Raw genomic sequence first — 25,134 nt, forward strand, 5'->3', positions numbered from 1 at the left:
TTTGGGACTAGAAAGTTTCAGATGGGATGAATGGTTTCTATATTTTTTGCGGTTTAACGTTTATTTAACATTATCATGATTATTAGGTTATCTGAATAGGAGGGCTGGTTGACTATTTTTGTACCACCAATATAACTAACAGTTAATGAGAACTTTACTATTGTCAGCGTTGCTTTTAATTTCTACTCAGATATTTGCTGGTAAAACCAATCCTACTACAGATGGAGGAGATGGTGTAAATGAAGTTCCTAAAACTAATGTAGAAAGTTACTTTAAAAAAGAAAAGGTAGATTTTAAAGAGGTAAAAGACCTTTTTAGAAAGAATAAAAGGATAGATAGACTTTTCACACCAAAGGGTAAAAAGTCTATCAGAAAAAAATATACTATTGCTTAGTAGCTTTTATAACTGCTTCTGGAGCAAAGTTGCTTAAGTCTCCGTTGTGCTTTAAAATATCTCGAACAATACTAGAACTTATAAAAGAGGTATCTGCACTGGTTAACAAAAACACCGTGTCTATACCTGTTAATTTTCTATTGGTAATAGCAATGGCTTTTTCAAATTCAAAATCTGCTGGGTTACGTAAACCTCTTAGTAAAAAATCAGCATTCACTTCTTTACAGAATTCAGTAGTCAATCCAGAGTAAGTGGCAACAGTAATTTTTGGCTCGTCTTTAAAGGTTTCTTTAATAAAGTCTAAACGTTGTTCTAAAGAGAATCTATATTTTTTGGTATCGTTAATTCCAATAGCAATTACCAATTCATCAAACAAAGGCAAAGCACGTTCTATAACATTAGCATGACCAAGTGTTATAGGATCAAAAGAACCAGGGAAAACTGCTTTTTTCATAAGATTAGTTTGTTTTTAAAGCCATTTCTATGGCATTACTTAATAAATCAGTTAAAGGAATTCCTGCAGCTTTAGCCTGTTGTGGCAATAAACTTTCTGTGGTCATTCCTGGTACCGTATTCATTTCTAAAAAATACGGAATATCTTCAATAAAAATAAATTCAGATCTAGAAAAACCACTCATATTTAATGCTTTATATGCTTTGGTAGCTTCTGTATGCAAATTTTCTAATTGTTTTTTAGAGATTCTCGCTGGTGTTATTTCTTTAGATTTTCCTTCGTATTTTGCTTCATAGTCAAAGAAATCGTTCTCCGATACAATTTCGGTTGCAGGCAAAGGGATAATTTTATTTTGATAGTTGATAACACCAATAGATACTTCTGTACCATCTAAGAAGGCCTCAATTAAAATTTCGGTGTCCTCTGCAAAGGCTTTTTCAAAAGCTTTGTCAAAATCGTCTATGGTATTTACTTTAGAGATTCCAAAACTAGATCCTGCGTTGTTTGGTTTTACAAAACAAGGCAATCCTAATTCAGTAACAATAAAAGCTGTATCTATAGCCTCTCCTTTGTTAAAATACAAAGATTTAGCGGTGTTAATTCCGTGTTTACGTAACACGCTTAAACAATCTCTTTTGTTAAAGGTAAGTCCCATTTGGTACGATGGAGCAGAGGTATGAGGAATATCCAACATTTCAAAATATCCTAATAACTTTCCATCTTCTCCAGGAGTTCCGTGTATCACATTAAATACACAGTCAAAAGCTATTTTCTCTTGATGGATGGTTACAGAAAAATCGTTTTTATCGATTGGGAATTCTTTGTCATTTTCATCTAGGACAATCCATTTTTCTTTAGTGATAATTACTCTGTACGGATTGTATTTGTTTGTGTCAATATGATTAAAGACAACATTTCCACTAATAATAGAAATTCCATACTCGCTAGAGTAACCTCCCATTATTACAGCAATATTTAGCTTCATAAATACGTTAAATTTGGAGGCTAAAAATATTAAATATTAAATCAAAACCCTAGATGTAGGTTTTATATCTTTGCAAAAAAAGTTTTTGGAATGAAGCTATTACGTTTTTTAGGAAGTAAAATTTTTTGGATTAACACTGCCATCATTATTGTTTTAACATTAGGTGTAAGTATTGGAGTGGGGACTTATTTAGATACGTACACACATCAGGATCAAAAAATTGAAGTTCCAGAGTTAAGAGGACTCACCACCGATGAGGTTAAAGTAGTATTAGAAGATTTAAAATTAAGGTACGAAGTTTTAGAAACAGGATCGTATCAGCCTGAAATACCTAAAGGAGCCGTGTTAGAACAAAATCCTGCTGCAGGGCAAATTGTAAAAGAAAAAAGGAAAATATACATTACTACCAATCCACAAGGTTATGCCTTAAGTTCTATACCAGAGTTTTATGGAAAAACTAAAAAAGAAATAGAACAAATTATTATAAATAGTGGTTTTGTAATAGGAGAGTACGAAGAAGTAGAAGATATTGGAACTGTAATTAGAGGTTTAAAATACAAAGGAGAAGATTTAAACATAGGTGATAAATTACCTAAAACGTCGGTTATAGATATTGTAATAGGAAACGGAATGAGGAGTCAGATACCTGTAGTAACTGATTCTATTATTCCTGTGACAGATAATATATAAATTGGAATATGAGTGATTTTAATGTAGCAGAGGAGAATTTTGAGCATTATAAATTTGTTGCAGAACAAGGGCAGCAACCTTTACGTGTTGATAAGTTTTTAATGAATTTTATTATGAATGTTACCCGTAATAAAGTTCAACAAGCGGTTAAAGATGGTAATGTTTTGGTAAATGATGAGGTGGTTAAATCGAATCATAAAGTTAAGGCAGGAGATGTTGTAAAAGTTGTTTTTGAGTATGCTCCAAGAGAAACCGAAATTTTACCAGAAGATATTCCTTTAGATATAGTGCACGAGGATGATGATGTTATTGTATTAAATAAACCTGCCGGAATGGTAGTACATCCAGGTCATGGAAATTATACAGGAACTTTGGTAAATGCTTTAATGCACCATTTTAAAAATTTACCAGAAAACGCTGATGGTAGACCAGGCTTGGTACACAGAATAGATAAAGATACTAGTGGTTTATTGGTAGTGGCAAAGACAGAACATGCGTTGGCTCATTTATCACAACAATTTAAAGAGAAAACTTCAGAGCGATTGTATTATGCTTTGGTTTGGGGTAATATTCAAGAAGACGAAGGTACTATAGAAGGACATATAGGAAGACATTTAAAGAACCGTTTAATGCAAGACGTGTTTCCTGAAGGAGATTTTGGAAAAGCTGCAGTTACACATTTTAAAGTGTTAGAGCGTTTTATGTATGTTACTTTGGTACAGTGCGAATTGGAGACAGGTAGAACACACCAAATTAGAGCTCATTTTAAACACATTGGTCATACCTTATTTAATGATGAGCGTTATGGAGGAAATGCGGTTTTAAAAGGGACTACTTATACTAAATACAAGCAGTTTGTAGACAATTGTTTTAAGTTGATTCCAAGACAAGCTTTACATGCTAAAACACTCGGTTTTGAACACCCTACATCTGGAGAGTTTTTACGATTTAATTCTGACATACCAGAAGATATGGTTGCGGTGTTAGAAAAATGGAGAGGTTATACGGTAACGAATTAGATATAAAAAACAAAAGCACCTTTTTTAGGTGCTTTTGTTTTTTATAGATTATTTGGTAATCGCAATTTTTGTTCTACTGGTTGTTTTGTTTAATCTTTCTACAGACAAAATGTAGATTCCCGATTGTATATTGCTAATATCGATAAAAGGAATGTTGTTTGTTTTAACTAAGCTTCCTGTCATATCATATAATTCTATTTTGTTGATATCTTCTATGTTAATGTTAATAAGTTCACTAGAGATTTCGATATCAATTTCATCATTTGTAAAAATAGATATGTCATTAGATAGAGAACAGTTATCTAAAGCAAGAATTTCACTGGTTCTGGGGTTAGAAGCATTGTTTGATGGCCAAAAACTTCTAATAACTTCATTTTCTAATAATGGTTTAACTGCACAGAAATCAGTTAAGTTTTGATTATACATAACCCTTAGATAATTCATTTGATTTATATTTTGAATACCATCCAAAGATTGTAGGCTATTGTTAGCTTCTATATTTGTATAAGGTGCTTTTCCTAAGTTATGTAAAGCAGAAATAGAGTTTAATTTAGGATTGTGTACAATTCTTATTCTATTTACTTCTTTAAGATTATCCAAACCATCAAGTGTTTCTAATTCAGGATTTCCGTATGCAATAGGTGAAGAATAAGAACTAGAACCAATGACTAAATAGTTTTTTACAGTATTTAATTTTTCCAAGCCTTTAAGATTCTTTAGGTTGGCGTTTTTTTGAATATAAAATGTATATACAGAGGTAAGGTTTTCTAAACCTTGTAGAGAGGTAATTTTGTTATTTTCTCGAATGTTTAGCCATCCTTCTACACTTTCCACGTTATTTAGTCCTTCTAAGGATTCCAAAGAGTTATTTTCTCTTACAATCATAGAAGCTAAATTCATTTTTTTGTGAATGCCTTTCAGCACTTTAAAATCTCTAAGGGCATTATTAGAGCTAATATCGATAGAGGAATTTATAAACTCTAAGCTTTCTAAACCATCAAGAGAGGTTAATTGTTCGTTTCTATGAATTATTAAATCTTTCAGATTGGTTACACTACCAAGGCCATGTAGTGAAATTAATTGATCGTTATTTTCAATTGTAAGAACTTTAGTATTCATCTTACTAAGAGCCGATAAACTATTAAGAGATGAATTGTTAAAGGAACTAAATCTGTATGAAGTTTCAAGATTTTCTAGACCACTTAGAGATTTTAAAGCAATATTGTTATTTATGGTAATAGCTCCTTCAACTTTAGTAAGAGATATCAGCTTGTCTAAATTCGTGATATTTCCTATTTCATTTTCTTCTATAACTAGGTTCCCTGTAATTTTGGAATAGTTAAAGGTGTCTATTTCTGATTGTTGGGTAAAGATTAAACTTCCATTGTATGTGTCAATACCGTCAAATCCACCACTAACAGCGCAAAAATTATTCTTTAAATCGTCATAAGTGGGATTGTATCCATTTTCATAAATTGATAGGTTTTCGTCTTTGATTACATTGTTAGATACGATGTTTGATACACTACAAAGATTTAAACAGTTGCTATTATAGGTAATGTTCAAGACTCCACCTATAGAAGTTATGTTTTCTATTCCAGAGACAGATTCTAAACTTTTGTTAGACGATATGGACATACTTCCATGTATGCTTTTTAGAGCACTTAGGCTGGTAATATTTTTTAGAGATTGATTGTTAGAAATATTAATTGATCTAAGTAGCCCAGTGTAACGCTCATCTTTGTTTACTTGTTCTAGTTTTTCGAGTCCCTTTAATGATGTTAAATTTGAATTTCCAATAATTTTAAATTCCCCATGTAAAGTTGTTAGGCTTTCCAGTCCTTCTAAAGATTCTAGTAGAGAATCGTCATAAAAAGAAACTCCTTCAGGAGAGTAATTCATTGTAGTACCAATAGATAATGGGCCATTGATGGTTTTTAGCTTATTTAACCCCTCTAGGTTGATTAGTTTGTTATTATCAATTAAGGATACAAAGCCAGAAGAGGATATGTTATTTAACCCAGATAGGTTTTCCAATGAAGGGTTTTCTTTAATGGATATACCATTTTTAACCGATTGAATTTTTTCTAGTCCTTTAAGATTTAGAAGAGATTCATTGTTTTGAATAATAATACTATTTCGCCAAGCATTTCTATTTTCATCGCTATCTATTCTCTGTAAGGAGCTTAAACCTTTAATAGAGATTAAGTTTTTGTTATTCATAACTCTAAGAAATCCAACTATGGTTTCAAGCTTATCCAATCCGTCTAAAGAGATTAATGAAGGATTTCCTGTACCATCGTCATAGCCATATTCTCCTCCTCCTATGTATAGATTGTATACTTTTTTTAAGTTATTTAGTCCTTGTAAGTTTTTAAGGTTTGTGTTTTTTCGAATATATAAACTTCCTGTAATTTCTATTAATTTATTTAGTTTACTAAGATTTTCAATGTGTGAAGTATCTCCTTCTATGATTAAATTTCCAGCAATCAACTCGTAACCATTATCGTAAAACTGATCTAGTTGGTCTTGAGTGTATATATTATGGCTGATGGAGGAATTATTGTATAAAACCTTTACGGAACACTTATTTTTTAATTCTTCTGCTGTTGGATTGTAAACATTATCTTTTGTAATGAAACTTCCTGAAATATTGTTTGTTGTAACTAAGTGTTGAATACCACAATAGTTGTCTAACTTATCATTGTTTTCTACATAAAAACTACCTTCAATATTTTCAAGAGTACTGAGTTTATTGAGGTTTGTAATAATAGATGTGGAGGTGGAAGGCTTTATCGTTAAATCTCCTATAACTTTTTTATAAGGAAAGTTGTCTACACTATTTTGATCATCGAGTGTAACATTTCCTCTGTAGGTAGTACATCCTTCATTTATAACTTCATCTTTAGATGGATTATAGGCATTGTCAGTAATAATTACATTTTCATCTTTCTTGTTTTCAATTAGATGCTTTATTCCACAAAAATTTTTTAAATCTGAATTATTAATAATTTTTATTTTTCCTACTACAGATAAGATATTTTCTAAATTTAAAAGACTTGTAATACTACCAGTTAGATTTTCTTCAATTATTAAATCTCCTTTTATTTTTGTATACTTTCTGTTTCTATTTATATCAGACTGAGATTTTAAAATTAAATCTCCATCAAGCTGAGAACAATCTTTCGGAATCTCATCAAAATAAGCAGGGTTGTATTTATTCCCATACACAGTAAAGTCATATACCCAATTTTTTTCTATACCGCAAAAACGGTCAAGGTTAATATTGTTGGTAATTAAGACCCTATCAGGGTATATTTCACTACTGTTTAGGCCGTCAAGAGATTCTAAATTGGTGTTGTCTTTAATAATTATGTAACCGTAAAAACCCTTAATATTTTCTAGCCCTTCTAAATTTTTTAAATTTTTGTTGCCTCTTATATAAAGGTTCCTAATGCTTGTTAGTTTATAAAGACCATGTAAATTTTTAATATCTCCAGGGTTGGTTTCCGAGATAATTAGCGATGAACTAACGGATGAATAATTAAAGTTATCTATTTGATCTTGAGATGTAATAGTTAGTACTCCAAAGTAGGGTTGTTGACCATAGGAAAAAGCACTAAATAACATCAATAATAATAAGATGTATTTTTTCATAAAAGCAATTTATAAGGACGCGAAATTAATATTTTCTGACATTTGTTAGTGTTTATTAGTGTTAAATTAGTATGAACAATCTATTTAAGTTTTTAGTAGTTTTGTTTATCAAATTGAAGAAGTATGAAAATAGTAGTATCTCCTGCAAAATCTTTAGATTTCGAATCAAAATTACCAACGGATAAATTTACCCAAGGAGTATTTTTAGAGCAAGCTGAAGTTTTGAGTAAAGTTTTAAAAACTAAATCACCTAAAGACTTATCTACTTTAATGAAAATCTCAGATAAATTAGGAGAGTTAAACTGGCAACGCAATCAAGAATGGGCATTGCCTTTTTCTAACGAAAATGCAAGACCTTCCGTTTTTGCTTTTAATGGAGACGTGTATACTGGTTTAGATGCATATACTTTAAAGGAGAGTCAGCTAGATCAACTTCAAGATAAGTTACGAATACTGTCTGGACAATATGGAATTTTAAAGCCATTAGACTTAATGCAACCTTATCGTTTAGAAATGGGAACCAAGTTAGCTGTAAAAGAGCATAAAAACTTATATCAGTTTTGGGGAAATAGCGTAACAGAGAAATTAAACCAAGAATTAACAGAAAACGAAGTCTTTGTAAATTTGGCAAGTAATGAGTATTTTAAAGTAGTAAAACCCAAACTATTAAAAGTTCCTGTAATCACACCTCAGTTTAAAGACTATAAAGATGGTAAACTTAAGATGATTTCTTTCTTTGCAAAGAAGGCTAGAGGTTTAATGGTACGCTATATTATAGATAAAAAAATAGAATCTGTAGAAGGACTTAAAGGTTTTAATTACGAAGGATATGCATTTGATGCTAATTTATCAAAAGATGATGAGTTAGTTTTTACAAGATGAAAAATTTAAACGTTTTTTTTATGTAGTTGATATAAGTCACTTTTTTTGAGGGGTTTAGTTGTAAATACACAATAATTTATTACCTTTAGACATATATGTAACCTAGTGGTTGTGTATAATTACCCTTAATACCCTAAAATAATGATTAAGTTCATCCTATATAAAGTAATCCTAAGGATCAAGGATTTTTTCTTGAACACCAAAATTATACCTAGAAAATACGTTTATTCTTCTAATAGTTATCGTAGCAGGATAGATGAAAAGTATACGAATATAAATTCCTATACCTCTGTTGTTGATGACTTCTTAAAAGCAAATTTTAACGATACACCTACAGATATATCTTTCTTAGGAGTAAAGCTAGGCACTAGTAGAAAACAATTGCTTCAGTCTTTGGGAATTCCCAAGGCTACCATTACAGTGTCAAACAAGCACGATTTACAGGTGCTGTACTATAAGAAGTCTTTTGCTAAACAAAGAGCAAGAATAGAATTTCATTTTTATAGAAAAAAGTTATTCTACATACATGTTAGACTTTCAAGAGTAAATGCTATTATAAGAAAAGATTTATATGCTGTTTTAAAAAAGAAATACGGTGTCATACATTCTTCTAAAGATTTGGGTTATAAAAATCATAACGGTCATACATTAATGATTAATGACAATCTAAATTTTAACTTGAACTATTTTTTATTAGATGCTGAGTTCTTAAAGAATTTAAATTTCGAAACGAACCTTACCAAAAAGAGAAAGAGTAAGTCTAAAGAAAATGAAATAAGATATTATTACGAAAATTTATAACGGTAACATCAACGTAAAAACTCCTTTTAAAATTTAAAAGGAGTTTTTTTATGTCACCTTGTCAGCTATTCTGACAAAATTATAGTTGTTTATTCATGGCATACATATTGACTATACCAGATTGTAAAAATGAATCGACAACTTTATTAAATAATAAATCATTATGAGTAAGATTATTGGAATTGACTTAGGAACAACCAACTCATGTGTTTCTGTAATGGAAGGAAACGACCCAGTGGTAATTCCTAACGCGGAAGGAAAAAGAACAACACCATCTATTGTAGCATTCGTAGAAGGTGGTGAACGTAAAATTGGAGACCCAGCTAAAAGACAAGCGGTAACCAACCCTACTAAAACTATTTATTCTGTAAAGCGTTTTATGGGAAATAAATTTTCTGAATCTACTAACGAGGCTGGAAGAGTACCTTATAGCGTAGTAAAAGGAGATAACGATACTCCTAGAGTAGATATTGATGGACGTTTGTATACGCCTCAAGAAATTTCTGCGATGACGTTACAGAAAATGAAAAAAACAGCAGAAGATTACTTAGGGCAAGATGTTACTGAAGCTGTAATTACAGTACCTGCATACTTTAACGATGCACAACGTCAGGCAACTAAAGAAGCTGGAGAAATTGCTGGTTTAAAAGTACAACGTATAATTAACGAGCCAACTGCTGCGGCATTAGCTTATGGTATTGATAAGAAAGGTAGCGATCAGAAAATTGCTGTTTACGATTTAGGAGGAGGTACATTTGATATTTCTATCTTAGAAATTGGAGACGGAGTTTTTGAAGTATTGTCTACAAATGGAGATACACACTTAGGAGGTGATAACTTTGATGAGGTAATCATTGACTGGTTAGCAGATGAGTTTAATGCTGAAGAGCAAGTAGATTTACGTAAAGACCCTATGGCTTTGCAACGTTTAAGAGAGGCTGCAGAGAAAGCGAAGATTGAATTATCTTCTTCTGCTCAAACAGAGATTAACTTACCATACGTTACTGCTACTGCTTCTGGACCTAAGCACTTAGTTAAAACATTAACTAGAGCTAAGTTTGAGCAATTAGCTGCTGAATTGGTAGTTCGTTCTATGGAGCCAGTAAAGAAAGCTTTAGCGGATGCTGATTTAGATACATCTGAAATTGATGAAGTAATATTAGTAGGAGGATCTACTCGTATTCCTGTAATTCAAGAAGAAGTAAAGAAGTTCTTTGGAAAAGAGCCTAACAAAGGAGTAAACCCAGATGAGGTAGTTGCAATTGGAGCTGCTATTCAAGGTGGAGTTTTAGCTGGAGATGTTAAGGATGTATTGTTATTAGACGTTACACCGTTATCATTAGGTATTGAGACTATGGGGAATGTATTTACTAAGTTAATAGAAGCGAATACTACAATTCCTACTAAAAAGTCACAAGTATTCTCTACAGCTGTAGATAACCAACCATCTGTTGATATCCACGTGTTACAAGGAGAAAGAGCAATGGCTGCGGATAACAAAACTATTGGACGTTTCCAATTAACTGATATTCCACCAGCGCAAAGAGGTACTCCTCAAATTGAAGTAACTTTTGATATTGATGCAAACGGAATTATTAAAGTTTCTGCTGTAGATAAAGCAACCAACAAATCTCAAGAAATTAAGATTGAAGCTTCTTCTGGATTGTCTGAAGAAGAGATTGCTAAAATGAAAGCTGATGCTGAAGCAAATGCAGATGCAGATGCAAAAGCTAAAGAAACTGCAGAGAAGTTAAATACTGCTGATCAGATGATTTTCCAAACAGAGTCTCAATTAAAAGAGGTTGAAGGAAAATTACCAGAAGATAAGAAAGCACCAATTGACGAGGCTTTAACAGAGTTAAGAGCTGCACATGCTGCTAAAAACGTAGAAGGTATTGATCCAGCAATTGAAAAGTTAAATACTGCTTTACAAGGTGCTGCTGCTGAATTCCAAGCTGCTGCTCAGGCAAACCAAGCAGGAGGTGCTGCCGATGCTGGTGCACAACAAGCACAACCTAACGGAAACGCAGAAGATTCTGTTGAGGACGTAGACTTCGAAGAAGTTAAGTAGCCTGTACTGAGCGGAGTCGAAGTATAGACTTCGAAGAAGTAAAATAAAAACTAAGAGGCTTTAGATTAAATTTAAGGTTGAATATATAGCCCACTTTCAAAAAATTGAAAGTGGGCTTTTTTGTTTTGATGTATTATTGATTTTTTTATAAAAAAACGCTTCAGTATTTACTGAAGCGTTTCTGTTAAGTTTAAGAAGCCAACTCATATGAATCTGTCAGTATAGCTTCTATGACTTGTCTGTAACGATTGAACTTTTTTTGATACAACCAATTTTTTAATTCATTTAGTTCTTTGGGATTTAACCATTTTTTTGATTTCATCAACTCTTTCATAAATAAATCAGGTTGTTTATATACTTGATTTAAAACGTGTTTTTGTAATTCTATCATTTTGGTAAAATTTTAAAACAGGAGTTAAACTTAATTTATTGTACTTCTATTAGTTGAACAGGCTTTGGTTTAGCTTCTTCCTTTTTAGGTACCCATAATTTTAGAATACCATTTTCGTAAGAAGCTGTAATCTGATTTTGATCAACTTTATCGGTCAATCCAAAAGATCTACTGAACGATTGAAAGCTATATTCTTTAACCGTATAATTTTCGTTAGTGTTTTCTTCGTTTTTAAATTCTTTTTGAGAAGAAATAGTCAATCTGTTGTTATCTATTTCAATTTTAAAATCTTCTTTTGTAAAACCAGGAATGGCCAATTCAATCGAGTATCCATCTTCCTTCTCTGCAATATTTGCTAAAGGTGAAAACACATTGTTGTTAGAAAAATGTTTGTTTGCATCATTTATATCGTATGGGAAAAAACGATCAAACAAACTTGGGTAATTGTTTGAAAATTTAATTAATGACATAATTGTTTGATTTTAAGTTAAACACTTCATTTTGATATCTGTATAACAAATTATATGCCGACGCATTGTAAATGAAAAAATGACATTTTAAAATTGAAAAAATGTCAGAATCGTAAACCTAAGAGTGATTAGTTATCAAATCCTGAGCAATTCTAAACGTATTGCAATGTGCTTCTACAATGGTTTTTATGTCTTTAGAATAACCACCTCCCATACTACATACTACAGGAATGTTTTTATTAAAAAGAGTTTCCAAAACAAATTGGTCACGTTCTTTACAACCTTCAATAGAACAAGCTAGCTTGCCTAGTTTATCGGAATCTAAAATGTCTACACCAGATTGATAAAATACAAAATCTGGTTGTTGTTCGTTGAGTAGTTGCGGTAGTGTTTGTTTTAATGTATCTAGATACTCTTTATCCTTACAATCATTCTCTAAGGGAATGTCTAAATCAGATGTTTCTTTTTCAAACGGATAATTGTGTTTTCCATGCATAGAAAATGTAAAAATCTCTGGGGAGTTTCTACACATTTCAGCTGTCCCATTACCTTGATGCACATCCAGATCTATAATTACTATTTTTTTTGCGAGTTTGTTTTTTAATAGATAAAATGCAGCTACTGCTTGGTCGTTTAAATAACAAAAAGGATCAGGCTTGTTGCTGTAAGCATGGTGTGTGCCTCCAGCTACATTCATGGCAATTTTATGTTTTAATGCATACAAACTACAGTCTATGGTTCCTTGGGTAATAATTAATTCACGTTTTATTATTTCTGCACTTAATGGAAAGCCAGATTGACGAATTTCATTTTTGGAAAGTTCTAAATTTACAAGTCTATTTACATAGGCTTCTGTATGTGGGCCAATCAAATCTTCTATGTTTGCTTTTTTAGGTTTAAAGAAGTTGTCAAAATCGCAGGTTCCTTCGTGTAAAAGCTGTTTGGGAATCAAATCGTATTTTTCCATGGGAAAACGATGTCCATCTTTTAAAGTGTGTTCGTAACAGGGATGAAAGGCAATTTTAAGCAAAAGACAAATGAAATTTAATTTGATGTTCAAAGTTAAATTATACATCTTTGAATTACCATAAATTAGGTCAAACTATTATGAAATTCTATCAAAAAGAAATACAGTTAAAACCAAAGGTAAGAGGGTACCATTTGGTAACTCAAGAGGTGGTTAATGCTATTCCTGAGTTAAAAACGATGAAAATAGGGCAGTTACAAGTTTTTATAAAACATACTTCTGCCAGTTTAACTATTAATGAGAATGCAGATCCAACTGTGAGATATGATTTTGAAACACACATAAATAAAATGGTGCCAGAAGATATGCCATATTATCAGCACGATTATGAAGGAAGCGATGATATGCCTTCACACATAAAAGCTTCTATGATGGGGTGTTCTGTTACTATTCCTGTTACCAATGGAAAATTAAATCTTGGAATTTGGCAGGGAATTTATTTGGGGGAGCATAGGAATTATGGAGGAGCAAGAACCGTTGTAATTACAGCTTTTGGTCAATAAGTCCATTTATTTCTTTTTGAATTGATTTGCTTTTCTTTTTAGCTTCTTTATACGGGATTCCCACTTTCATATTAGGTCTTTTATGTCCTGTATAAGTAAGCCAAGCATCTTTCATTGTTTTTTGACGTTTATCGACTAACGTAAACAAGGCCTTTCCCTTAGGATATTTGGCCAAAGCTTCATTAAACGTTTTAAAATCTTTAAATTGATTATAGCCTAAACCAGCTAAGATCTGTTGGGTCATTACCCAATGTCCATGTGGTTTTGGGTGAATTCCATCACGAGTAAACGTAAAATCAGGGTTCGATTTTTGTTCGTTCAAAAGTTCGTTTTTCATTCCCTGGTGCAAGTTTATTACTTTCCATTGGTGAGTAAATGTTAAACTCATTAACCAATTGGAGTAAATATCTATAACGTTACCATACGCAGGGTCTGATTTTTTATCATATGGAGTAGTGTTGATATAGATTACAGGGAGCTTTCTCTTGATCAGTTCTTTGTTTAACCAAAACATACCTTGTTTATAAGCTTTAAATCTATCTTCGTTGAAAGGCATATAAATCCCATCATTAATACCATAAGAAGCAAACACAAAGTCAGGTTTGGTTTTATCTAAAATTCGTTGCAAGCGTTCTCTTAAATCTGGACGAGGGAATTTACCTTTGGCATGATCTGGTTCCGAAAGACCAGATACAGTTTCGCTAGGGAGTCCTACATTAATATATTCTCTTTTAACTTTGGGATTTTCTAATGTAAGAATGGTTTCTAAATAAGAAATATAATGCCCTTGATAGGTAATGCTATTTCCTAGAAATAACACGCGTTTGGCATTCTTAGGAATAACATAATTTTCTTGACTATGGCCAGTCAGTGAGAAAAAAAGAAAGAGTACAAATAGAGAAAGACGTTTTAAAAACATTTTATTTAACAGGCGTTAGAATTAAAGTTTTCCATCTACCTCTAGAAAAAGCAGTACCGTTTCCTTCTGGAATTTTACCATTGGTATGGCTACTGAACGCAATTTTTAGAACTGCACCTTCTTTAATTTTTACTTTACCAAAATCTAAAGTCTGTTCTTGATAATCTATAGTTGTAGGTTTGTTTTGTTTTTCACCAATCAGTTTATCATTAATAAAAACCTTATAGTGTGATTCTCCGTCAGTTTCTCCTAATGTTGTAACAGAGATGTTATATTTTCCTTTAGGAATAGAGGTTGTTGCTTTAGCCATTGCAAATTTTCCTTTGTGCTTACCTGCGTTTACAGCCAATGCTTTTTTGTATTTATGTATATAAAATTGAACATAAGGCTTTTGAGATACTTGCTCAAAATCTGAAATAGCTTGCAGAGTTATAGTGCTTTTTTGCGTGTTGATATTTGAACATCCAACTAATAGAATAGCTAAAAGGAAGAATATTTTTTTCATAAAAAAAGAAATTGTTAGTCTTAGTTTTAAAACTAAACAAATTAAGTTAATTTCCAACGATATTCTTTATGGACTTTCCATATAATTTTCCCGAAAGGGATCCACCAGATTAAATCGTTAAAAATTAAAGTGTAAAAGAATTCAAAAGGAACGATACCCTGTGCGTAGTTGGTTACAAAACCTAAGGGGCCAAATATTTTTCCTAAAAATCCCACAGCAATCACTGGCCAATGTCTCATAGGGTTGTAAGAAGCCCACCAATATCCTAAACCATAGACTCCTACAATCATACCTACTCCTTGCCATATCATGGGCATATTTAAAGGTTGCATTCCTACCAATTCAAAAAACTGATTTGGAAACAGTACTACCCAAGCTCCCCAAAGGAGGTTGTATATTGCTGCAATTTTTAAGGTTGTTTTCATAATTATATGTTTTTCGTTTTTTGTGTATTTGTTTATTCGGATTATTGTGTCGTCTTAACAAATCAACGAATTCACAAATCAACTTTGATTATTTAGTGCTTCTTTATACGTGCTAATCGCTCTTTCTCTGGCCATTTTATGGTCTACCATAGGTTTTGGATAACTAAGCTCATTTATTTCGGGTACCCACTTTTTTATATACTCTAAATTTTTATCAAATTTTTGAGTTTGTGTAGTTGGGTTAAAAACCCTAAAATACGGAGCAGCATCGCAACCTGTACCTGCAGCCCATTGCCAGTTTCCATTATTGGCAGACAAATCAAAATCTAACAGTTTTTCTGCAAAATAAGCTTCTCCCCATCTCCAATCTATCAAGAGATGTTTGCATAAAAAACTAGCAACAATCATGCGCACTCTATTGTGCATATGTCCCGTTTTATTCAATTCTCGCATTCCGGCATCTACAATAGGATACCCCGTTTGACCATTGCACCATTTTTGAAATTCATCTTCGTTATTTCTCCATGGAATGGCATCGTATTTAGCTCTAAAACTTTGTTTTTGTACATGTGGAAAGTGAAATAATATTTGCATAAAAAACTCTCTCCAAACCAATTCGCTTAAGTAAACAGCACTTTGTTCGGGTAAATCTAAAATTACTTGACGAATGCTTAACGTTCCAAAGCGTAAATGCAATCCTATTCTTGTTGTGTGATTTTTTGCGGGGAAATCTCTATGATCGCCGTAATTAGGAATTTTTTTTTGGTTGAAATTAGGGATTTCAATATTCGAAATTTCAAAACCTATTTCTTGTAATGTTAAAATCTGTGATTCAAATTTTAAAAAATTAGAGAAATCACAATCTTGTGTTTTTAGAGCTGTTTTGTTGAATTCATTCAGCCATTTGTTTTTATAGGGAGTGTAAACCGTGTAGGGTTTACCATCTGCTTTTACAATTTCGTTTTCTTCAAAAATTACCTGATCCTTATATCTGTGAAATTCAGCATTGTTTTCTTGAGCTATTTTGTAAATGGTTCTATCTCTTTCTAAGGCATAGGGTTCGTAATCTTTGTTGGTATAGATTGATGTTATATGGTATTCTTGAAATAGTTGTTCCCAAACCTCTTGAGTAGTACCGTAAAAAACACGTAGGCTACTTCCTTTTTCTTTTAGTGTTTTGTCTATATTAGATAAACAGCTATGTATAAAACTTACCCTGGCATCTTTTTTTGGAAGATGTTGTAAAATATTTGTGTCAAATATAAAAATAGGGACTACAGGAATTTCACCTTCTAAAGCTCGGTTTAAAGCAGTATTGTCAAATAGTCGTAAATCTCTTCGAAACCAAAAAATATTAACTTTTTGCATTCCATTTTTGTTTAAAAAGTTGATGAAAGTAAATGTTTCCAAAAATTAGTAACATTCCATAAAAAGTATCTTCTATGGGAATGGTAAACATTCTAATTCCTAAATTCTCTTGATTGTTGTACCATACAATAGGTTTTTCTAAAAAGCTCCCGGTTAGAATTCCGTTACTACCAAAGAAAAAAGGTAGAATTGCAAGAAAGGTTACATAGTAATAGAATAAATGAACCTTACGAGTACGTAAATACAATAGAAAACTACCGCATAGTAAAAAGGTTAAAAAGGAATACCATTTGTTGTAGTTCATAAAACTAAGGCCTATTAAAAACAACCCTAGAGCATAATTCAATTGTTTTAATTTTAAAGAAGTTTTTTTGTTTGGAATAAGGTAAACAAAAGCAAAATAGGTAAACGAACAAGCATAGGGAATACATACAAAGAATAAGAGTTCTTCTAAAGGCAAATGCCCTATGTATATTCCGGTTAAATAGTCTGGATTAAATCCCCAGAACTCTTTTTGTGTAAATATTTCGTCCCATATTAAGAAGAATAAGCCCACTAAAAAACAGCTGGTAAAAAATGCTTTCCATTCCTTATAAAATGCATGCTTTTTATAGAAACTAAAAGCAAAAGGAATAGAAATACAAGCCAAATCTATTATTAAATAGGTGTATTGCTGCATTAGAAATATTGCTTAAAGTACTTAAAAGGAACATACAACATACCAAAACATTCGCCTTCTTCTTTACCTAAATGTTTGTGGTGTACTTTGTGTGCTTTTCTAAGTGATTTTATATATGGGTTTTTAATATTCTTAAACCATGGGAAACGTTGGTGAATTATAATATCATGTACTAAGAAATAAGCTATTCCATATAGAAGAATTCCCAATCCGATAAAGAATAAAAAGTTTAGTTCTGGTCTAATTCCAAAGTAGAATAGAGCAATGCTTGGAATTGCAAAAATTACAAAAAAGGCATCATTTTTTTCGAATATTCCTTGGTATTTAGGTTGATGGTGATCTTCGTGGAGGTACCATAAAAAACCATGCATTACAAATTTGTGGGTACACCAAGTAATACATTCCATAAAAAGAAAAGTACCCAATGTTGTTAATAGAAATAAAGTAATACTACTCATTTTTTATTTTTTTTATATGTAACAAAATGATGTTCTGATACTGCTTGTCAATATCACTTTGTGTAATGTGTTGTTGAATGAATGTGTAATCTTGTTTTAAATTTGCTCTGTAACCTAAAAATTTTGGAGCCATTGTTTGAGTTAACCAACGTATGTATTTAGCTTCTACACTAGTAGGGTGTTCTTTAATGTAGCCCTCTAGTAGGTTTTTTCCTTTTTTAAAATATTTTAATTTATCAAAAGGAGACCATACAAATTCGGCTTTTTTCATAGTTGCTGCTGCCAAATACGGAGTAATTTTATCACATTTAGAAGCTTTACAAATCAAAATCATTTCTTCCAGCTGTTTTGCGTTTACACCTGCCTGAAAAATGTTTCTTACTTTACGTAAGGAATCACATTCATTAGCAAATAGTTGTAGAGAAAAAAACAGAGAAACAAATAACAATTTCATACTTAAACCAGCCTTAAGGAGTACTTTGTGTACGCTCTCATTAAAATTAAGATTTTTGTTGGGTTTGACACTCTAATTCTTTCATTCATTATTTGTTCGCTTTCAGTTGCTTTTAATTTTTTTAGCAATTTTAAATAGTATTTGTAAGCTAAATAAACCCCCATTTTACTTTCCATAGGAAGTTTTCTAATTCCAATTAGAGCTTGGGCAAAATCATTTTCTATATCCAGAATTATTTCTTGTTTGGTTTCTGGTGTCATTGGAAGTATGTTCAGGTTAGGAAAATAAGAGCGATCTAAATTTTCTAAATCATCTTTTAAATCACGTAAGAAATTTACTTTTTGAAAAGCAGAACCTAACTTCATGGCATAAGGTTTTAATTCTTGAAACCTTTCCTCGTTGTTGTCTACAAAAACACGTAAACACATTAAGCCCACAACATCTGCAGAACCATAAATATACTCTTCATATTCCTCTTTAGAAAGGTATTCTGTTTGAGATAAGTCACGTCTCATACTTTTTAAAAAGTCCAATACATAAGAATGTAAATCGTATTTTAGAACTACTTCCTGAAAAGAATTTAAAATGGGGTTTAGACTAATTTTTCTGTCTAAAGCCTTAAAGTATTCTTCTTCAAATTCGTTTAGTAGTGTTTCCTGTGGATAGTCATGGAAAGTATCTACAATTTCATCGGCATAACGAACAAATCCATAGATAGCATATATAGCAGATCTAATAGAGGGGGCAAACAGCAAAATCCCCATAGAGAATGAGGTACTGTATCTTTTGGTAATCAGTTGGCTACATTCGTAGCTTGTAGAGTCGAATAGTGCTTTCATGATGTAGTGTTTTTAGAAATGAGTTTGCTAACAATTTCACCCGAAATAATAGCTGGGGGAACTCCAGGTCCGGGAACGGTTAATTGTCCTGTAAAATATAGATTGTTTATTTTTTTACTTTTTAATTTAGGTCTTAGAATATGTGTTTGTAATAGGGTGTTTGCCAAGCCATAAGCGTTTCCTTTGTAAGAGTTAAATTGCTCTTTAAAATCGTTTACACAATAACTTTCTTTAAATAAAACATGTTCTCTAACGCTTTGTTTTGTAATTCTTTCGAGTCTATTGATAATAATATCAAAGTATTTTTCTCTTATTTCTGGTGTATCTTCCAATCCTGGTGCAATCGGAATTAAAAATGTACCCGCTTCTTTTTCTTCTGGAGCAAAATAATCATCGGTAATACTTGGGAAACTGGCATAGAACAAAGGTTCTGTTGGCCATTCTTTTGTGTCGTATATAGATTTTGCGTGTACATCAAAACTGGTGTCGAAAAATAAAGTATGGTGTTCTACGTTTTCTAGTTTTTTATCAAAAGCTACATAGAAAAGTAGGGCAGAAGGAGCAAAGGTTTGCTTTTCCCAAAATTTATCAGAATATTGTTTAAATTGATTTGGCAATAAGCTTTCCGTAAAATGATAGTCAGCACCACTTAGTACAACATCGCAAGGGTAGGTGCTAGATTGAGTTGTTACGGAGGCAACTTGTTTGTTGGTAAGATTAAATTTTTGAAGGTTTTGATTACAAATAATCTCTACCCCTAATTCTTCTGCAAGTTTGGCCATTCCTAATGCCACTTGATGCATTCCTTTTTTAGGATGCCAAGTTCCTAATTTTAAGTCTGCATAATTCATGAAATTGTAAAAACCAGGAGTAGTTTCTGGTTTTGCACCTAAAAAGAGAACTGGAAATTCTAATATTTGTTTTAGCTCTGGGTGTTTAATATGTTTGGCTACTTGCGATTTAATAGTACTAAAAAAAGCACCAATTTTTAGAGCTGTTTTAGGTGTTATAATTTCAAATAGATTTTCTCCGGGTTGATATACTAAATCTTTAATAGCTAAATTGTAATTGTCTTCGGCATCGGCAATAAATTTCTGCAATTGTTTTCCGCTTCCTTTTTCTTTTTCTTCAAATGTATTTACTACAGTATTAAAATTGGCAGCAATGTTAATTGCTTTGTCAACATCTGCGTAAACTTTATAACCAGGATCTAATTGTTCTAGTTGATAATAGTCAGAGGGATGTTTTTTAAAATCCCCAAAGAATTTTTCAAAGACATCTGGCATCCAATAAAAAGTTGGTCCCATGTCGAACACAAAACCTTCTTTTTTTAATTGTTGAGCTCTTCCTCCCACATGGGAATTCTTTTCCAAAATGGTAACGTTGTAGCCATATTGGGCTAAGTAGCAGCTAGCGGCTAGCGAGGAAAATCCCGCACCTATTATTATAATTTTTTTGCTCATTATAAATATCTTATTTACAGATGTTTATACAAGTATACAAATTACAATATTTGACCTATTAAATAAGGTGTATTTGGGTGGTATTTGTGATTGATGGGATGAATGGGCAGTTTACCACCGTAAAATGTGGTAAAAAGGACTAGTTTATTAACTGCTCTTTAGGGAAAGATCTAGAAACAGGAACCACATCTTCTATTTGTTTAAAGTAAACCTGTAAAGTTCTTGCGTTCCCTTCTACTTTAGAAATTTCATATTTGTTTACTAAGAAAGATCTATGACATCTTACAAATTGGGGATATTGTTCTAAAATAACAGCTACCTTTTTTAAGGTAATTCTAATAAGCTCCTTTTTAAGTTTATGATCATTTAAATAATAAACAGTAGTGTAGTTGTTGTTAGATTGTGCATAGAAAATAGTATCTATATCTAACTCCAAAGGAGGTTCTTTTATATTGTCAGATGGTATGCTTACAATGACCTTTTTTTCTTTTCGAATATTTTCTATAACACTTTTGGTAGGTACATTGTGTTTTCTGAATAGATGACGTTCTACCATAAAAATGATAAAAAATACTGGAAAAACACCTATAGAAAGTACCACTGCTACAAATCGTAGAAAAGAGAATTTGGGCATGTAATGAGCTACATAAGCAGTATGATAAAAATAGTTGGTAGTGCTAATAATTAAGAAAGAAACGAGTAGAAAAAGAGCTTCTTTTTTAACCGTCCAACTTTTAACACTAAAGATAAAAGGGAATATTTTAGGCAAGATAAAGTAGGTAATAAACAAACTAAAACTTACCAAAATACCATAACCAACAATTAAAAAAGGGTTGGCCGTAATAACTTCATGAATTCCATAGGGTTGAAATACCAGTAAAAATAAGTAGGTAAACACACCTACACCTAACACCATAGATAGTTTAACACTTAAATTATCAATAAGGTAATAAGGTTTGTTACACCAAGCTATAAATTCTTTAATCATTATTGTTTTTAACTATGTCTAACTAATACGTCTTTACTGTCTTTAGGAGCTTTTCCTATATGCTTAAACCTTTTGTGGGTCCAGAAGTATAGTTCTGGTCTGGCAGAAATATCTTTTTCTAATTTTTTTAAATAAATATCTGTAAGCGGATAACCGTCTGTTTTTTCGGGTGATTTAGATAGTATTTCAAATGTAATTTCATAATACCCCCTTTTTGGCATTTCTACGTGCATGTAAATTACAGCAAAATTAAAACGTTTTGCAAGCATTTCTGCTCCGGTATGAATAGGTACTACATGCCCAAACAAAGGTGCCCAGTAATGTGTTTTACTCACCTGTGGAGATTGGTCACTTAACAATCCGTACAAAGATTTTATTCCTTTTCTGTAGTTACTGGCTATCTGAGGAATGGTTTCTCTGGTAGGTACAAAATGAGAGCCAAATCTACCTCTGTTTTGTTTAACGTAATTATCAAAATACTTGTTTTTTAATTTACTGTAAGCCCCATAACATTCTAAACTAGTAGAGTGATTGATGTTAAATAACCATTCCCAATTTCCTAAATGTGCTCCTACCATAATCACACTTTTGTCTAATTGCTCCAGCTCTCTAAATATTTCTGGGTTTACGTATTTGTATCTTTTTTCTATTTCTTTCTGACGAATTCCAAAACCTTTTAACATTTCAATAAAAATGTCTACAAAGTGTCTAAAAGACTTTTTTTCAATAACTAAAAGTTCTTTGTCTGTTTTATCTGGAAAACACAATTTTAAATTTTTTCTAACCGTACTTTTTCTGTATCCTATAATGTAATAAACTAAATAATAGAATACATTAGATACCCCATATAAAAACCAAAGTGGTAATTTTGACAGTATAAAAATAATAGGATAAATAATTAGAAAACTAACCTTGTCTTTGTTCATGTTGTATTATACTAAGTAAGGGCAAATATCGTAATATATATTCTACAAAATAAACGAAACAAAATGAATTTTTTAGTATTACTAATTATTGGAGCCAATGTAGCGGCGAGTTTAAAAGGTTTTAAAGACAGGATTTTCTTTGATAAATACAAGTTCAATGTTTTAGCAATTCAGAAAGGGGATCAGCAACGTATGTTTTGGTCTGGTTTTTTACACGTAGACCCTATACATTTAGGGTTTAATATGTACGCTCTGTACTTGTTTTCCAATCAATTATTATATGGCTTTTCAGATTTACAATTCATAGGGGTATACTGTTTCAGTTTGTTAGCAGGTAGTGCTTTAACACTTGTTGTACATAAAAAAGAGCCTTATTACAATGCTGTAGGAGCTTCGGGGGCAGTAATGGGAATCATGTATGCTAGTTTTGTTATGTTTCCAGATAAAGAATATTCGTTTATGTTTTTTCCATTCATAGAGATTAAAGGATACTTATTGGGAATAGGATATTTATTTTATTCTATTTATGGAATGAAAAAGCAGTTGGGTAATATTGGACACACTGCACATTTAGGAGGTGCGATTGCAGGGTATATACTTACCATCTTAATGAAACCTCAAGTATTCCAATATCAACCATATAAAGTGTTGTTTTTGGCCATTCCAATTGTAGTACTTTGGGTGCTTCATAAAAAGAACATATTGAGTCAATTATAAGTATTTATTAATACTATATTATTGGTTTACTTCTATTTTAAAGCTTACTTTTGCAGCTTTAAAATAAAAACAACATGACTAACTTTTTCAAGACTTTAACTGCAAATCCTAAGAATGATATTCTAGCAGGGATGACGGTTTCTTTGGCAATGATACCAGAAGTAGTAGCTTTTGCTTTTGTTGCTCAAATAGATCCATTGGTAGCTTTATCTGGAGCTTTTGTAATTGGGTTGATAACAGCAATATTAGGAGGACGTCCGGGATTAATTTCTGGAGCTGCTGGAGCTGTGGCTGTAATTTTTGTTCACATGATTCAAGAAGGACACGAAAAAGGGATGTTATTTGATACTCCTATAGAAAACATGGGGTATTTCTATTTGTTAGGTGCCGTAATTTTAATGGGAATTATACAAATATTAGCAGGAGTTTTTAAACTAGGACGTTTTGTTCGATTGATTCCACACCCAGTTATGTTGGGGTTTGTAAATGGTTTGGCAATTGTGATTTTTTGGGCTCAAGTAAAAATGTTTACCCATAAAACGTTAGAAGTTTCTGCAGAAGGAGTTAAACACTACATCTCTAATTTTATGACAGGTCCAGAGCTATATACCATGATTGGTTTAGTAGCTTTAACAATAGCAATTATTGTTTTTTTACCTAAAATAACAAAAGTATTGCCTGCGGCCTTAACCGCAATTTTAATAGTAACATTAATTGTAGTATTCTCTGGTATGGACGTTTCTACCGTAGGTTCTTACATTCGCGAGGGTGGAGGAGATGGGTTAAAAGGAAAGTTCCCAACACCTAATATGGAGTTATGGCAAAACTTACCTTTTAATTTAGATACTTTAACATTCTTATTACCATATGCATTCTTAGCAGCATCTGTAGGATTGATAGAGTCTTTAATGACCATGAACTTGGTAGATGAGTTAACAGATACTAGAGGGAATGGAAACAAAGAATGTGTAGCACAAGGAATTGGAAATATTACAAGTGGATTGTTAGGTGGAACCGGAGGTTGTGGTATGATTGGACAAACCGTAATAAACATTAATGCAAAGGGAAGAGGACGTTTGTCTGGAATTATAATGGCTTTAACCCTATTGTCTTTTATTTTATTTGCAGATACTTATATAGAACAAGTACCTATTGCTGCTTTGGTAGGGGTAATGTTTGTAATGGTTTTTGAAACATTCGCTTGGTCTAGTATCCGTATTTTAAGAAAGATTCCAGTAGCAGATGCGTTTGTGTTAATCGCAGTGTCTGTAATTACCGTAGTTTTCGATTTAGCGATTGCGGTTTTTGCGGGAGTTATTATTTCTGCCTTGGTATTTGCATGGGAAAATGCTGTTAGAATACGTGCTAGAAAAAGAGTAAAGGATGGAGTGCCAACTTATGAAATTTGGGGGCCTTTATTCTTTGGTTCTGTAAATGTGTTTAACGAGAAATTCGATCCTAAAAACGACCCTAAGTACATAGAGATAGATTTTATTGAATCTCGTATTACAGATCACTCAGGTTTAGAAGCAATTAAGAATATTGTAAATAAATACAATGAGTTAGGAAAAGAGGTAAAGCTACGTCATTTAAGTAAAGACTGTAAAGTCTTGCTAAAGAAAGCAGATCCTAAATTTGCAGAGATGATTGTAGAAGATATAGACGATCCAAGATATAATTTGGTAGAAGATCCAGAAGCTTTTACTAAAGGGCTAAATGAGGCTTAAAAACTATATCAGTTAAATATATAAAACCGTAATGACTTAAAGTTGTTACGGTTTTTTTAGATGTTATTTTTTTAATTTTATGTTAGAGCTTGTATGGCATGATTTTTTGTTGTTGTAAATGAAATTTACTTCAATAAGTAAGTATGACGTTAAAAGAAAAAGTTACTATGAAAATTTTCATGAAACAGACCCAAGAGAGTCTTTTTTAATCCCAGGCTATAGAACTTATTCTGGTGGGCTGCAAGGTCCCCAACCAAAAATAAGTGTAGATGCATATATTTATAAGGGTAAAACACGGTTGTTTAATAATTAAGAGAGAGTG

26 protein-coding genes are annotated in these 25,134 nt (G+C 32.0%); 9 read left to right on the forward strand and 17 right to left on the reverse strand.

Going from position 1 to position 25,134, the window contains the following annotated elements:
* Positions 1-145 precede the first annotated feature (145 nt).
* Complete coding sequence (locus ACXHHC_RS15435; protein WP_458227265.1) at positions 146-394, forward strand: hypothetical protein; 249 nt, start codon at positions 146-148, stop codon at positions 392-394.
* Here the strand turns inward: ACXHHC_RS15435 and coaD are convergent.
* Together coaD and ACXHHC_RS15445 are read right to left on the reverse strand one after the other, a co-directional pair.
* Positions 384-848 (reverse strand): pantetheine-phosphate adenylyltransferase, encoded by a 465-nt coding sequence (gene coaD, locus ACXHHC_RS15440; protein WP_458227266.1) that lies wholly within the window; start codon positions 846-848, stop codon positions 384-386. The genes ACXHHC_RS15435 and coaD overlap by 11 nt on opposite strands.
* Before the next feature lie 4 nt (positions 849-852).
* Positions 853-1,833: a D-alanine--D-alanine ligase gene (locus ACXHHC_RS15445; RefSeq protein ID WP_458227267.1), complete on the reverse strand. Its 981-nt coding sequence runs from the start codon at positions 1,831-1,833 to the stop codon at positions 853-855.
* A gap of 90 nt (positions 1,834-1,923) precedes the next feature.
* Between ACXHHC_RS15445 and ACXHHC_RS15450 the strand changes: the two genes are divergently transcribed.
* Entirely contained in the window at positions 1,924-2,523 is a 600-nt protein-coding gene (locus ACXHHC_RS15450) for a PASTA domain-containing protein (protein WP_458227268.1), read from the forward strand.
* An 8-nt stretch (positions 2,524-2,531) separates the two neighbouring features.
* Positions 2,532-3,542 (forward strand): RluA family pseudouridine synthase, encoded by a 1,011-nt coding sequence (locus ACXHHC_RS15455; protein WP_458227269.1) that lies wholly within the window; start codon positions 2,532-2,534, stop codon positions 3,540-3,542.
* 48 nt (positions 3,543-3,590) lie between these two features.
* On the opposite strand, the gene ACXHHC_RS15460 is transcribed toward ACXHHC_RS15455, so the two are convergent.
* A complete protein-coding gene (locus tag ACXHHC_RS15460) occupies positions 3,591-7,199 on the reverse strand; it encodes a T9SS type A sorting domain-containing protein (protein WP_458227270.1) in 3,609 nt (1,202 codons plus the stop codon).
* Between the two features lie 123 nt (positions 7,200-7,322).
* Between ACXHHC_RS15460 and yaaA the strand changes: the two genes are divergently transcribed.
* From yaaA to dnaK, 3 genes are all read left to right on the forward strand, one after another.
* On the forward strand, positions 7,323-8,081 hold the full coding sequence (yaaA, locus tag ACXHHC_RS15465) for a peroxide stress protein YaaA (protein WP_458227271.1): 759 nt from the start codon (positions 7,323-7,325) through the stop codon (positions 8,079-8,081).
* Positions 8,082-8,222: 141 nt separating this feature from the next.
* The gene (locus ACXHHC_RS15470) at positions 8,223-8,882 is read left to right on the forward strand and encodes a hypothetical protein (RefSeq protein WP_458227272.1); all 660 of its coding nucleotides are present in this window, start codon (positions 8,223-8,225) and stop codon (positions 8,880-8,882) included.
* Positions 8,883-9,045: 163 nt separating this feature from the next.
* Positions 9,046-10,953: a molecular chaperone DnaK gene (dnaK, locus tag ACXHHC_RS15475; protein WP_458227273.1), complete on the forward strand. Its 1,908-nt coding sequence runs from the start codon at positions 9,046-9,048 to the stop codon at positions 10,951-10,953.
* Positions 10,954-11,143: 190 nt separating this feature from the next.
* Here the strand turns inward: dnaK and ACXHHC_RS15480 are convergent, their stop codons facing one another.
* From ACXHHC_RS15480 to ACXHHC_RS15490, 3 genes are all read right to left on the reverse strand, one after another.
* Positions 11,144-11,344: a hypothetical protein gene (locus ACXHHC_RS15480; protein WP_458227274.1), complete on the reverse strand. Its 201-nt coding sequence runs from the start codon at positions 11,342-11,344 to the stop codon at positions 11,144-11,146.
* 35 nt (positions 11,345-11,379) lie between these two features.
* Positions 11,380-11,814 (reverse strand): Hsp20/alpha crystallin family protein, encoded by a 435-nt coding sequence (locus ACXHHC_RS15485; protein WP_458227275.1) that lies wholly within the window; start codon positions 11,812-11,814, stop codon positions 11,380-11,382.
* Between the two features lie 118 nt (positions 11,815-11,932).
* The gene (locus ACXHHC_RS15490) at positions 11,933-12,844 is read right to left on the reverse strand and encodes a histone deacetylase family protein (RefSeq protein WP_458227276.1); all 912 of its coding nucleotides are present in this window, start codon (positions 12,842-12,844) and stop codon (positions 11,933-11,935) included.
* 77 nt (positions 12,845-12,921) lie between these two features.
* Between ACXHHC_RS15490 and ACXHHC_RS15495 the strand changes: the two genes are divergently transcribed.
* Positions 12,922-13,344 carry a secondary thiamine-phosphate synthase enzyme YjbQ gene (locus ACXHHC_RS15495; protein ID WP_458227277.1) on the forward strand — a complete coding sequence of 141 codons (423 nt, stop codon included), beginning with the start codon at positions 12,922-12,924 and terminating at the stop codon, positions 13,342-13,344.
* On the opposite strand, the gene ACXHHC_RS15500 is transcribed toward ACXHHC_RS15495, so the two are convergent.
* From ACXHHC_RS15500 to ACXHHC_RS15550, 11 genes are all read right to left on the reverse strand, one after another.
* Entirely contained in the window at positions 13,325-14,164 is an 840-nt protein-coding gene (locus ACXHHC_RS15500) for an SGNH/GDSL hydrolase family protein (protein ID WP_458227278.1), read from the reverse strand. The genes ACXHHC_RS15495 and ACXHHC_RS15500 overlap by 20 nt on opposite strands.
* Positions 14,165-14,264: 100 nt before the next feature.
* The gene (locus ACXHHC_RS15505) at positions 14,265-14,768 is read right to left on the reverse strand and encodes a hypothetical protein (RefSeq protein WP_458227279.1); all 504 of its coding nucleotides are present in this window, start codon (positions 14,766-14,768) and stop codon (positions 14,265-14,267) included.
* 41 nt (positions 14,769-14,809) lie between these two features.
* Positions 14,810-15,193, reverse strand: coding sequence for an alkyl hydroperoxide reductase (locus ACXHHC_RS15510; protein ID WP_458227280.1), 384 nt, complete (start codon positions 15,191-15,193; stop codon positions 14,810-14,812).
* A 78-nt stretch (positions 15,194-15,271) separates the two neighbouring features.
* Positions 15,272-16,561 carry a cryptochrome/photolyase family protein gene (locus ACXHHC_RS15515; protein WP_458227281.1) on the reverse strand — a complete coding sequence of 430 codons (1,290 nt, stop codon included), beginning with the start codon at positions 16,559-16,561 and terminating at the stop codon, positions 15,272-15,274.
* Complete coding sequence (locus ACXHHC_RS15520; RefSeq protein WP_458227282.1) at positions 16,548-17,240, reverse strand: lycopene cyclase domain-containing protein; 693 nt, start codon at positions 17,238-17,240, stop codon at positions 16,548-16,550. Before ACXHHC_RS15520 ends, ACXHHC_RS15515 begins: the two co-directional genes overlap by 14 nt.
* Positions 17,240-17,698: a sterol desaturase family protein gene (locus tag ACXHHC_RS15525; protein ID WP_458227283.1), complete on the reverse strand. Its 459-nt coding sequence runs from the start codon at positions 17,696-17,698 to the stop codon at positions 17,240-17,242. The genes ACXHHC_RS15520 and ACXHHC_RS15525 overlap by 1 nt, the downstream gene beginning before the upstream one ends.
* Positions 17,691-18,152 carry a hypothetical protein gene (locus tag ACXHHC_RS15530; RefSeq protein ID WP_458227284.1) on the reverse strand — a complete coding sequence of 154 codons (462 nt, stop codon included), beginning with the start codon at positions 18,150-18,152 and terminating at the stop codon, positions 17,691-17,693. The genes ACXHHC_RS15525 and ACXHHC_RS15530 overlap by 8 nt, the downstream gene beginning before the upstream one ends.
* Before the next feature lie 2 nt (positions 18,153-18,154).
* Positions 18,155-18,991 carry a phytoene/squalene synthase family protein gene (locus ACXHHC_RS15535; RefSeq protein ID WP_458227285.1) on the reverse strand — a complete coding sequence of 279 codons (837 nt, stop codon included), beginning with the start codon at positions 18,989-18,991 and terminating at the stop codon, positions 18,155-18,157.
* Positions 18,988-20,454 (reverse strand): phytoene desaturase family protein, encoded by a 1,467-nt coding sequence (locus ACXHHC_RS15540; RefSeq protein ID WP_458227286.1) that lies wholly within the window; start codon positions 20,452-20,454, stop codon positions 18,988-18,990. Before ACXHHC_RS15540 ends, ACXHHC_RS15535 begins: the two co-directional genes overlap by 4 nt.
* A gap of 139 nt (positions 20,455-20,593) precedes the next feature.
* Positions 20,594-21,442 carry a LytTR family transcriptional regulator DNA-binding domain-containing protein gene (locus ACXHHC_RS15545; RefSeq protein ID WP_458227287.1) on the reverse strand — a complete coding sequence of 283 codons (849 nt, stop codon included), beginning with the start codon at positions 21,440-21,442 and terminating at the stop codon, positions 20,594-20,596.
* An 8-nt stretch (positions 21,443-21,450) separates the two neighbouring features.
* On the reverse strand, positions 21,451-22,368 hold the full coding sequence (locus ACXHHC_RS15550; protein WP_458227288.1) for a lysophospholipid acyltransferase family protein: 918 nt from the start codon (positions 22,366-22,368) through the stop codon (positions 21,451-21,453).
* 63 nt (positions 22,369-22,431) lie between these two features.
* On the opposite strand from ACXHHC_RS15550, the gene ACXHHC_RS15555 reads away from it, so the two are divergent.
* The gene (locus tag ACXHHC_RS15555; RefSeq protein ID WP_458227289.1) at positions 22,432-23,085 is read left to right on the forward strand and encodes a rhomboid family intramembrane serine protease; all 654 of its coding nucleotides are present in this window, start codon (positions 22,432-22,434) and stop codon (positions 23,083-23,085) included.
* Between the two features lie 74 nt (positions 23,086-23,159).
* The gene (locus ACXHHC_RS15560; protein ID WP_458227290.1) at positions 23,160-24,812 is read left to right on the forward strand and encodes a SulP family inorganic anion transporter; all 1,653 of its coding nucleotides are present in this window, start codon (positions 23,160-23,162) and stop codon (positions 24,810-24,812) included.
* The last annotated feature ends 322 nt before the right edge of the window (positions 24,813-25,134 follow it).

The sequence above is a fragment of the Wenyingzhuangia sp. IMCC45574 genome (assembly GCF_054182685.1).

Excerpts from the sequence above, each read along its gene's own strand:
- ACXHHC_RS15435 (WP_458227265.1), top strand. The coding sequence starts at position 146 with ATGAGAACTTTACTATTGTCAGCGTTGCTTTTAATTTCTACTCAGATA.
- coaD (WP_458227266.1), bottom strand. The coding sequence starts at position 848 with ATGAAAAAAGCAGTTTTCCCTGGTTCTTTTGATCCTATAACACTTGGT.
- ACXHHC_RS15445 (WP_458227267.1), bottom strand. The coding sequence starts at position 1,833 with ATGAAGCTAAATATTGCTGTAATAATGGGAGGTTACTCTAGCGAGTAT.
- ACXHHC_RS15450 (WP_458227268.1), top strand. The coding sequence starts at position 1,924 with ATGAAGCTATTACGTTTTTTAGGAAGTAAAATTTTTTGGATTAACACT.
- ACXHHC_RS15455 (WP_458227269.1), top strand. The coding sequence starts at position 2,532 with ATGAGTGATTTTAATGTAGCAGAGGAGAATTTTGAGCATTATAAATTT.
- ACXHHC_RS15460 (WP_458227270.1), bottom strand. The coding sequence starts at position 7,199 with ATGAAAAAATACATCTTATTATTATTGATGTTATTTAGTGCTTTTTCC.
- yaaA (WP_458227271.1), top strand. The coding sequence starts at position 7,323 with ATGAAAATAGTAGTATCTCCTGCAAAATCTTTAGATTTCGAATCAAAA.
- ACXHHC_RS15470 (WP_458227272.1), top strand. The coding sequence starts at position 8,223 with ATGATTAAGTTCATCCTATATAAAGTAATCCTAAGGATCAAGGATTTT.
- dnaK (WP_458227273.1), top strand. The coding sequence starts at position 9,046 with ATGAGTAAGATTATTGGAATTGACTTAGGAACAACCAACTCATGTGTT.
- ACXHHC_RS15480 (WP_458227274.1), bottom strand. The coding sequence starts at position 11,344 with ATGATAGAATTACAAAAACACGTTTTAAATCAAGTATATAAACAACCT.
- ACXHHC_RS15485 (WP_458227275.1), bottom strand. The coding sequence starts at position 11,814 with ATGTCATTAATTAAATTTTCAAACAATTACCCAAGTTTGTTTGATCGT.
- ACXHHC_RS15495 (WP_458227277.1), top strand. The coding sequence starts at position 12,922 with ATGAAATTCTATCAAAAAGAAATACAGTTAAAACCAAAGGTAAGAGGG.
- ACXHHC_RS15505 (WP_458227279.1), bottom strand. The coding sequence starts at position 14,768 with ATGAAAAAAATATTCTTCCTTTTAGCTATTCTATTAGTTGGATGTTCA.
- ACXHHC_RS15510 (WP_458227280.1), bottom strand. The coding sequence starts at position 15,193 with ATGAAAACAACCTTAAAAATTGCAGCAATATACAACCTCCTTTGGGGA.
- ACXHHC_RS15515 (WP_458227281.1), bottom strand. The coding sequence starts at position 16,561 with ATGCAAAAAGTTAATATTTTTTGGTTTCGAAGAGATTTACGACTATTT.
- ACXHHC_RS15520 (WP_458227282.1), bottom strand. The coding sequence starts at position 17,240 with ATGCAGCAATACACCTATTTAATAATAGATTTGGCTTGTATTTCTATT.
- ACXHHC_RS15525 (WP_458227283.1), bottom strand. The coding sequence starts at position 17,698 with ATGAGTAGTATTACTTTATTTCTATTAACAACATTGGGTACTTTTCTT.
- ACXHHC_RS15530 (WP_458227284.1), bottom strand. The coding sequence starts at position 18,152 with ATGAAATTGTTATTTGTTTCTCTGTTTTTTTCTCTACAACTATTTGCT.
- ACXHHC_RS15535 (WP_458227285.1), bottom strand. The coding sequence starts at position 18,991 with ATGAAAGCACTATTCGACTCTACAAGCTACGAATGTAGCCAACTGATT.
- ACXHHC_RS15540 (WP_458227286.1), bottom strand. The coding sequence starts at position 20,454 with ATGAGCAAAAAAATTATAATAATAGGTGCGGGATTTTCCTCGCTAGCC.
- ACXHHC_RS15545 (WP_458227287.1), bottom strand. The coding sequence starts at position 21,442 with ATGATTAAAGAATTTATAGCTTGGTGTAACAAACCTTATTACCTTATT.
- ACXHHC_RS15550 (WP_458227288.1), bottom strand. The coding sequence starts at position 22,368 with ATGAACAAAGACAAGGTTAGTTTTCTAATTATTTATCCTATTATTTTT.
- ACXHHC_RS15555 (WP_458227289.1), top strand. The coding sequence starts at position 22,432 with ATGAATTTTTTAGTATTACTAATTATTGGAGCCAATGTAGCGGCGAGT.
- ACXHHC_RS15560 (WP_458227290.1), top strand. The coding sequence starts at position 23,160 with ATGACTAACTTTTTCAAGACTTTAACTGCAAATCCTAAGAATGATATT.